This window comes from Staphylococcus agnetis, assembly GCF_002901865.1.
Taxonomy (GTDB): domain Bacteria; phylum Bacillota; class Bacilli; order Staphylococcales; family Staphylococcaceae; genus Staphylococcus; species Staphylococcus agnetis.
In genome coordinates this window covers 1-8,931 of the sequence record NZ_PPQF01000038.1, presented here as the reverse complement: position 1 = coordinate 8,931, position 8,931 = coordinate 1, and the positions used below count along the sequence as shown (strand labels likewise).

General features: G+C 35.8%; 9 protein-coding genes. All 9 read right to left on the bottom strand.

The window, feature by feature from the left end; all coding sequences use genetic code 11:
* Positions 1 to 98 precede the first annotated feature (98 nt).
* Positions 99 to 1,250: an N-acetylglucosamine-6-phosphate deacetylase gene (nagA, locus tag CD172_RS06505; protein WP_103345838.1), complete on the bottom strand. Its 1,152-nt coding sequence runs from the start codon at positions 1,248 to 1,250 to the stop codon at positions 99 to 101.
* A gap of 29 nt (positions 1,251 to 1,279) precedes the next feature.
* Entirely contained in the window at positions 1,280 to 1,675 is a 396-nt protein-coding gene (locus CD172_RS06500; RefSeq protein ID WP_103345837.1) for a PTS sugar transporter subunit IIA, read from the bottom strand.
* 15 nt (positions 1,676 to 1,690) lie between these two features.
* Positions 1,691 to 2,590: a PTS system mannose/fructose/sorbose family transporter subunit IID gene (locus CD172_RS06495; RefSeq protein WP_103345839.1), complete on the bottom strand. Its 900-nt coding sequence runs from the start codon at positions 2,588 to 2,590 to the stop codon at positions 1,691 to 1,693.
* Positions 2,577 to 3,485: a PTS mannose/fructose/sorbose/N-acetylgalactosamine transporter subunit IIC gene (locus CD172_RS06490; RefSeq protein ID WP_103345836.1), complete on the bottom strand. Its 909-nt coding sequence runs from the start codon at positions 3,483 to 3,485 to the stop codon at positions 2,577 to 2,579. Before CD172_RS06490 ends, CD172_RS06495 begins: the two co-directional genes overlap by 14 nt.
* A 16-nt stretch (positions 3,486 to 3,501) precedes the next feature.
* Positions 3,502 to 3,981, bottom strand: a complete 480-nt coding sequence (locus tag CD172_RS06485) for a PTS sugar transporter subunit IIB (RefSeq protein ID WP_103345835.1) — start codon at positions 3,979 to 3,981, stop codon at positions 3,502 to 3,504.
* A 17-nt stretch (positions 3,982 to 3,998) separates the two neighbouring features.
* Positions 3,999 to 5,765, bottom strand: a complete 1,767-nt coding sequence (locus tag CD172_RS06480) for a glycoside hydrolase family 35 protein (protein ID WP_103345834.1) — start codon at positions 5,763 to 5,765, stop codon at positions 3,999 to 4,001.
* A 19-nt stretch (positions 5,766 to 5,784) separates the two neighbouring features.
* A complete protein-coding gene (locus tag CD172_RS06475) occupies positions 5,785 to 6,726 on the bottom strand; it encodes a tagatose 1,6-diphosphate aldolase (RefSeq protein ID WP_103345833.1) in 942 nt (313 codons plus the stop codon).
* Positions 6,727 to 6,818: 92 nt separating this feature from the next.
* Positions 6,819 to 7,937, bottom strand: a complete 1,119-nt coding sequence (locus tag CD172_RS06470; RefSeq protein WP_103345832.1) for an SIS domain-containing protein — start codon at positions 7,935 to 7,937, stop codon at positions 6,819 to 6,821.
* A gap of 28 nt (positions 7,938 to 7,965) precedes the next feature.
* Positions 7,966 to 8,679 (bottom strand): GntR family transcriptional regulator, encoded by a 714-nt coding sequence (locus CD172_RS06465; RefSeq protein WP_103345831.1) that lies wholly within the window; start codon positions 8,677 to 8,679, stop codon positions 7,966 to 7,968.
* Between the last annotated feature and the right edge of the window lie 252 nt (positions 8,680 to 8,931).

Here is an 8,931-nt window from a genome sequence, read left to right as displayed (position 1 = left end):
AATCACGCTTTGACAATCCTCTCTTGATGTTATTAAAAATTAAAATCCCTTTAAATGTTATTATAATATAAACACTTAAAGGGATTTCTATATAATTTTTAAAATTGATGGACATAGCCACTTTTAATAGTTTGTTTCACATGCATGTGTTCATCGAGAATCACAATATCGGCAAGTTTACCTTCTTTAATACTACCTTTTTTATCATCAATACCTAACACTTTAGCTTGATTAAAACTTGTACATCTCCAAAGTGTTTCTAATGAGTCTTCAGTAAACGCTATTAAATTTCTTAATCCTTCGTTCATTTTTAAAATACTACCTGCTAATGAACCTGTTTTTAAATGTGCTTCATTGTCTTTCACGATGACATCTTGTCCACCAAGGTCGTAACAGCCGTCTGGCATGCCTTTCGCACGCATCGCATCAGTAATTAAGTATAGATGATCTGCCCCTTTTTGTTTATAGGCAATCTTTACTGACGCTGGGTGTGAATGTACGCCATCAACAATGATTTCATAATTTATATTCGGGTTTAACCATGCTGCGCCGAACATTCCAGGATCACGATGGACAAAAGGTGTTCCGGCATTATAAAGATGTGTGACATGTTTAACCCCTATTTCAGAAGCATGGTTGGCTTGATCAAACGTGACCTCTGAATGCCCCATTGAAAAAATAACGTCATTTTTCATGGCTTTAATTGTTTTTTCAGCCCCTTCAACTTCAGGTGCAATGGTCACGATTTTAATTTGACTCTGGGCTACATTTTGTAAATGTTGTAATTGATCTGGCGTGGGTCTCTGAATAAATTTAGGGTTTTGTGCGCCTATTTTATGTTCAGAAATGAAGGGGCCTTCTAAATGGACACCGATAATGTCAGCCGCTTCTGTCCCTTTTTGGTCATGTTGCACTTTGACAATATTTTTTAGCGCACGCTCGATTGCCTGAGTCGACTGCGTCATTGTTGTGGCAAGAAAGGAGGTCGTTCCCTCTGATAACAACTGAGAGGCTAAGTGTTGCAGTCCTGTATAGGAAGCATCCATCGCATCTTCACCATATCCTCCATGAATGTGTATGTCTATAAATCCAGGGAGTATATGTTGCCCCTCTGCGTCAATGGTTTCTAAGTCACCTGTATAAGGACCTTCTTTAATTTCTTTAATCGTGTCATTTTCAATAATGAGATATCCTTTAGGAATCCGACCTGTTTCCGTGTATATTGAGCCATTCACGATTGCATAAGACATAGTATACCTTCTTTTCATAAATATTTTCTTTATTCATCCTCATCGTCAGAAGTTAATAGATCATTAATGTGAATTATCCCATCTTTTGCTTTTTGTGTATAATCTTCTTCTTGGCCAATCATTTGTGCATTAATATAACTAATAATCATAGGTAAATTCATACCCGTGTAGAGTTGATAATTTTCTCCTTGCATAATCATCTTTGATACCGTATTCGCAGGTGTACCTCCTTGTAAATCTGCGAAGATTACAATCTCATCTTCCTCATGAACAAGGGCTTTAAAATGACTTTCAAAATCTTCTTGACCTTGTTCAGGTGTCAAGGCTACCGTATATATATTTTCTTGAGGACCGAGTATCATTTCAACACTGTCTTTTATGCCTTCGCAAAATGAGCCATGGCTGACTAAAATCAATTTTTCCATAATCTACCCATCCTTTTAAATATTAGTAATAACGCCTAATGCAGATAAAATAATAGAAACAATAATCACGATAAATATGGCTTTAGTAGAGTTCATATTTTTTCGACCTAACAACCAATAAATTGCAAAAACAATAATAAGCGGTAATAAACGTGGTAATATCATATCCGCATTATTTTGAATATTAATCGTTAAATCACCAATTTTAGGTGCCCATGCAAATTTAACACGTATCATTGTGGCTACTAATGCGCCTACCATAAATACACCTAATAACGTTGCCGCATTAGTTAATGCTTCAAGTCGATGTTGCATGGTTGTAACTAACGAAATCCCTTCCTTATAGGCAAACTTCAATTGTTTCCATCTGAAGACAATAATCGCTAAAGTGGCCACAAACCATAATAATGCACCAAATGGATTGCCATCTTGGGCCATATTTGCAGCGATTGCCCCAAAAATTGTAGGAATTAAAGAGGCAAAAATGGCATCACCGACTGCAGCAAATGGTCCCATAAGCCCTACCTTTATCCCCTTGATAGATTCTTTAGCTGCAAATTGCTCTTTTTCTTCAATTGCGATATCAATACCTGTAATAATGGTATTGAAGAAGTTACTAGTGTTGAAAAATTGCGTATGCGTTTGCATCATTTCTTTAAGTTCTGGTGTATCATCGCCATATATTTTACGTAACTGAGGTAAAATTGTGTACAAATAACCTGAACCTTGCATACGTTCATAGTTCCAGCCCAACTGATAGAAAAATAAACTTCTAATATTGATTTGTCTAAAGTCTTTATCAGTGAGTTGGTATGGTGTTTTCGGTGGTGTGCCTGTTAGCTTTTCAGTGTTTTTCATGTTCTCAGTATCAGCAGTTTCAGATATATTGATTTTATTTTGATCATAATTCGTCATCATCAATCTCTCCTCCACCATCAATATTTTGATTATTTTGATTATTTTGGCTATTAGAAGTTGTTGAAACTGCTGTTGGTGTAGATGAGCGCTTATATTCTAAGGCAGCAAAAGCAAAGCCAATTGCAGCAATAGCAAGCATAGGTAACGAAGAGAAAGTCATATCAAACTTTTTATCTAATCCTGACAAGGCTGTACCTATTCCTGACAATCCATCAAATACTGTAACCATAATAGCTGTAATAATAAAACTTAAAATAAAATATGGATAATGCTTCTTTAATGGTAAATAACGCAATAATATTGCAAAACCAACTGCTGGTAATAGCGCTCCTGCTACAGTTAAACCATCCCCAAGCCATTTTAAGTCTCCATTTAAATAATTCACGATGTTTTTCACTACCCCACCACCGAACACAAGTGCTAAACATACAGGTATCGCACGAGATAATGCCCATGGAATTGCGCCGTATAAGAAGTTACGTTCAATACCTTTGTAATCCATTTGCTCAATTTTCGCATCAATACGATGAGCAAAAAATGTATTGGTAAATCGTGCAAGGATATCCGTTTGAATCATTAAACTGGCTACAGGAACCGCTAATGTAGCAAGTGCTTGTTGTGGGTTCATACCTAGCGCTACAGAAAATGCTACAGCTAAAACTGTTCCAGAGTTTGCATCAATACGAGACGCACCCCCAAAAGTACCAACACCAAGTATAGTTAACTGCATCCCACCACCAATGATTAGGCCAGTAGTTATGTCACCCATGATTAAACCTGATACAATTCCTGCAAACACAGGATGACCAAAAATGTTAAATTGTAAATCATCAAGAATCTGATAACCAGCATAAATTGTTAATAATAGTATCTGCCACCACATAATTTCCATAGCAAACACCCCCTATTTACTCTTTAATTAATGTCATAAAATCTACAGCTTTGTCGTTTGGTACCATTTGAGAAATAATTTTTACACCTTCATCTTTTAATTTTTGAAAGTTTTCAATATCTTCTTCCATTACGTTGATTGAATTTGTGATTGAGCGTGTTTCATTTGTTTGGGACATGTTGCCGACATTGAGTTCCTCTATTTTCACACCGTGACGCACAAGTTCAACAAATCGATCTGGGCGTTTCGCAATAATCATCACACGTTGTGAATCGTATTTACCATTTTTAATATTTTGAGCCGCTTTTTCTATAGGTAACACACTTAATTTAATCCCAGCGGGTGTCGCTAATTTAAGCGCCTGTTTATCAATATCACTTTGTGCGACTTCATTATCAATGACCATAAAACGACTAATATTTAATTTAGTTGCCCATAAGTTTGCGACTTGTCCATGAATCAGTCTTCCGTCAATTCTATTTGCAATAATTGCCATAATACATCTCTCCTTTTTTAATTTGAAAACTGTGCTTTTTTCAATAAATTTATAGATTCACTAAATTTTCCTTCTGTATCAAAAATGACAATCTCGTTTTTTCCATCTTTTAATAAAGCTTTTGAAATATATAAAGACTGTGTCTGCCCTATATTCCAATAACGACCAATGTTAAATCCATTTACCAATACGATTCCTTTTCCAAATTGATTCATATCGATATGTGTATTTTCGGGATGCTCAACATCAAACACATACTTATAAAAAGCAGGATGATTGGCATGCCATGTATTTTCAAAATGTTCTTCCTTAAGTAACTCAAAATGAATATCATAGTGTTCCCAGTTCTGAACAAAATGTAAATCTTGCATTAAACCTTGGCCTAGACCTTTGCGTTGCGTCGCTGCAAGCAATTTGTAGCCATAATTCACACGTCCCATATTTTCAACTAAAATATCTATCGTTACATTATCTTCCAATGCGACTTCAAACTGATCTCCAATCTCCTCTTGGTATGCCTGATATTCCAGTTGTTGATTCACGTAAAAATGGACACGGTCTCTAGCATCAACGATACGGAACTTTTCTTTATCTGTTTCTTTTTTAATAGTGGTTCTATACAACATATATCCATATCCTGTGCCCGCTTCTTCCATCGTTTGCGGATAAAAATGGAGTGTTTTATGGGAAATGTCCTCTAAAATTTCAAATAAACTTACCTTACCAGCTAATTGAATATTTTTAACTTCCATGAACGTTTTGATTTTCGGCTCAAATTGTTCAATAGACGGTAGCGATTTTTTCAGCATTTTTTGTAAGGCAAAATATTTATCATTCGGGTTACCTGCCTCATCTAAAGGCGCATCATAATCGTATGAGGTCACTTGAGGTAAATCTTTCGTTCCACGTGCTGAACATCCGTTCCAAAAACCAAAATTGGTGCCTCCATGAAACATATACAAATTTACTGAACCCATTTCAATGGCCGTTTGCACTTCATTTGCCAAATCTTGACCATCTCGTTTAATAATGTCTTCTCCCCAGCGATTGAACCAACCGTCCCAAAATTCCATACACATTAACGGCCATGTTTTGCCATATTCTTGATGAAAGGCTTTCAAATTTTCAAAATTTTGTTGGGTACGAGAGCCAAAATTACCAGTGGGTAAAACATTATCTTTAATCATGCTTCCAGCACGTAAACATTGCGCCCATGCCCCATCTGACGTCACAAAAGGCACCACAACGCCTTCATTTATCATCATGTCTTGAATGGCACGTAAATATTCTGCATCTTCACCAAATGAACCATATTCATTTTCAATTTGCATCATGATAATCGGACCACCGTTGTCGATTTGTAAGGGCGTTAAAATTTTAAATAACTCATGAAAGTATTTTTCGACTTTCTCTAAAAATTTAGGATCACGTGAGCGAATTCTCATATTTCTATCATTCAATAGCCACGCGGGTAAACCTCCAAATTCCCATTCTGCACAGATGAAAGGGGACGGCCTTACAATGGCATATAAACCTAAATCATGTGCCGTTTTTAAGAAAAGTCCTACATCTTTATGACCCGTAAAATCAAATTCTCCTTCAATCATCTCGTGAAAATTCCAAGGGACATACGTTTCAACTGTGTTAAATCCGAGTGCCTTTAAATTATATAGAGAATGATACCAGTCCTCTTTAGGGATTCTAAAATAATGAATTGTTCCAGATAATATTTTGAAAGGCATATCGTCCAAAAAAAAGTCCTTTTCAATTTTAAATCGACTCATGGCATGACCTCCTGTTCTATTAACGAATAGGTGTTGCCGTGCTCTGATTCACTTGATTAAGGGCAGTAAGATTTTTTAGTCCCTCATTCTTTAACCACTCCTGTGCCGCTTGTTCTCCATCGTTCATTAACACCTCTGTGGCACCTTTCCAAGTTGCACGCCCACATAGTACACCATTAAAACGAGCGCCATGTTCAGATGCAAATACAAGTGAATCATTGAATAGCTGTGCAGTCACCCCAGCGCTCAAATAAATATAAGGCAGGTCGGTCGCTTCACTTTGCGCTTTAAAGGCTTGAGCCGCTTCCTCTTGTGTCATTATGACTTTTGAACCAAACCCTTCAACATAGTTCATATTTACAGGTATTTCGACTTTTAATGTATCCACCCCAAAGCGTGGCTCACTAAACAATTCCATCGCTTGGTTGACTTTGTGCGGTTTTACTTTAGCAAATGCTTCACCTTTTTCATCGCCTATTGTGTCGTCATATGTTAAAATCTCTAACAAAAATGGCACGTTTTCTGCTTGACACTCTGAACCCACGCGCTCGATCATCGCTTGTTTCTTTTGGTTAATTTCCTCTGATTCATCCACATCGTAATAAAGTAAAAACTTGATGGCATCGGCACCCATTTGTACTAAACGTCTTACACTTTGATTTTCAATGAGTCGTGGTAAGCGACCAGGTTGTTCTTTGAGGTATCCTGTTTGTTCATAAGCTAAAATCAAGCCAGAATGCGCATCATTTTCTTTTATCGCCTCTGTCCCAAACTCTGGATCCACTAGAAAGCTTGAGCCTTCTGGAGTCAATGTTTCAGCGACAAGCTTTTTAAACAACGTCAAATTCTCAGGGGTTCCCTTATCACCTAAAAGCTTCATTAATGCTCCGCGTTGATCTACTGCGATCGCTGCATAAATTCCGTTTTTATCTACTAATTTACTTAAATCTTTTGTTCTCAATTACAACCGCTCCCTTCTACCTCGTTTTTATTATCAACTTTTATCAATTAAATATTATAAGTAAGGTTTACTGATGGGTTAAAAGTGTGGGTTTAGTTCGTTGTTTCCAAGGGATAGATTGTGACACCTTTAACAACACGATTAATAAATCCATCCGGACTCGGATTATCTGGATTTAAACCTAAAGCTACAGATTTCTTCGCAGCAAGTAGTTGGCCAAATATTAAGTAAAGTAATGCTAATTCAAAATCATAGAGACTTGATGACTGCGGTACCGTTAGTGTATGAGGTCGTTGTTCATATTGAGCATCAAGCACTACGATTTGATATTTATCTTTTACTTGGTCTACCTCTTCTATGAGGTCTACTTCATATTGACGTATATAGTTATTATTACTGCGTAACATAATAAATATGGCATCCTCGCTTAAACCGGCTTTAGGGCCATGTCTAAAACCAAGGGTTGTTTCTCGAGCTATCTCAATTTGACCCGATGTCAGTTCATTTAACTTCAAACTCACTTCTTTAGTTAATTCTCCAATTAATCCTGTTCCGACATAAAAGACCTTCGAATAGTCTAATTGACTAACTGCTTCCGCTTGTTTTTCAATCCAATCAAAATTATCATGCGCGATGTCGAAAAATGAGTCGTGGTAAGTTCCGCCAAATAGGACATAAACCGCAAATAACATTGTTGAGAAACTAGACGTCATCGCTAATGATTTATCATTCGTTTCATCAGGAAGGACTATTTTAAAAACATGATCATTTTCTTCAGAGGCCCCTAAAAATCCTTCTTTATTGTTTGTGATATACAAGTGATACGCATGCTTTGTCAGTTGATTCGCAATTTCAACGGTCCCTTTTGTCTCTGGGCTATTACCCGAACGTGCAAATGAGACAATTAAATAAGCTGTATCCTCCTGTATATATACCTCTGGATTTGTCACAAAATGAGTCGTTGGAACAGACTCAAATTCAAATGATTTTAAAATACTTGTTTGACAGGCCATGCGTGCGACATCACCTACATAAGCACTAGAACCGGCACCTGTAAACAAAACTTTTAACTTTTTCTCTTGATTTACTTCTTCGATATGTTTAATAAATGCTTTAAAGCTTTCAATTTTTTGAGCAACGATATCGGCTGTACATCGCCACATCTCAGGTTGGTGCTTTATTTCTTTATAAGTATCTGTTTGAATTAACACAACAATAACCTCCTTGTTGTTTTTACCTTTACATCAATTTGACTGTATATTTATATTTATTGCTTCCGGTAATACTTTGGGTATATTCGATAATCGCATTATCGACATAACTAAAACGTTCAATATACATAGAACTGTCATCCTCTTTACCATTTAGCAGAACTGCATGTTTCTTACTAAGTTTTCTTGCTACTAAGTTTTCATATGCATTAGTAATTTGAATATTGTAATGCTGATTCAACGTTTCATAAAGTGAGACGCTATTAAAATCAAACCTATCTAATCCATCACAAAGATATACAGGTAAATAACTCACTTCATAAATAAGTGGCGTATCATTTGATAAACGTAGTCTTTTTAACTCATATACACGATCCCCATCTTTGAGTCCCATTTTTTCTTGAAGAAATGGTGACGTAGAGATAACTTGAATGCTTAACATTTTAGTACTCGCTTTATCACCATTCTTTTCAATTTCATCCTTAAAACTATATAATTCATTTAAAAATTGTGTATATTGATTACCTAGTACAAATGAACCTTTACCATGTTCTCTTTTGATAAATTGTTCTTTCTCTAAAAGTTCTAAAGCCTCTCTAACTGTAATACGACTAACCTCAAAGTCTTTGCAAAGTTTTCTTTCAGAAGGTAGCTTATCCCCTTCTGCATAAGTTCCTGACTCGATTCCTTCCCGAATAGATTCATATACTTTAAAGTACAACGCTGTATTTTTTTTATTCACTCGAGCACCTCCAACTGGTTATAACCACTTATAGTATAACTTCTCTTTTTTCTGATGTAAAGGCTTACATATGTTGTAATTTTAAATTTATTTTCCAACTTAATTTATACAAACAAAAAAATCTGAATTTTTAAAATTTTCGTAAATGGAATTTATGTTTTGACTAATTAACATATAGATCACTGCTCCAATAAATCTAATGAATTAGAGAAAATATCAAATTTTCACACCTCTAAATGAGCTTTGTTATAC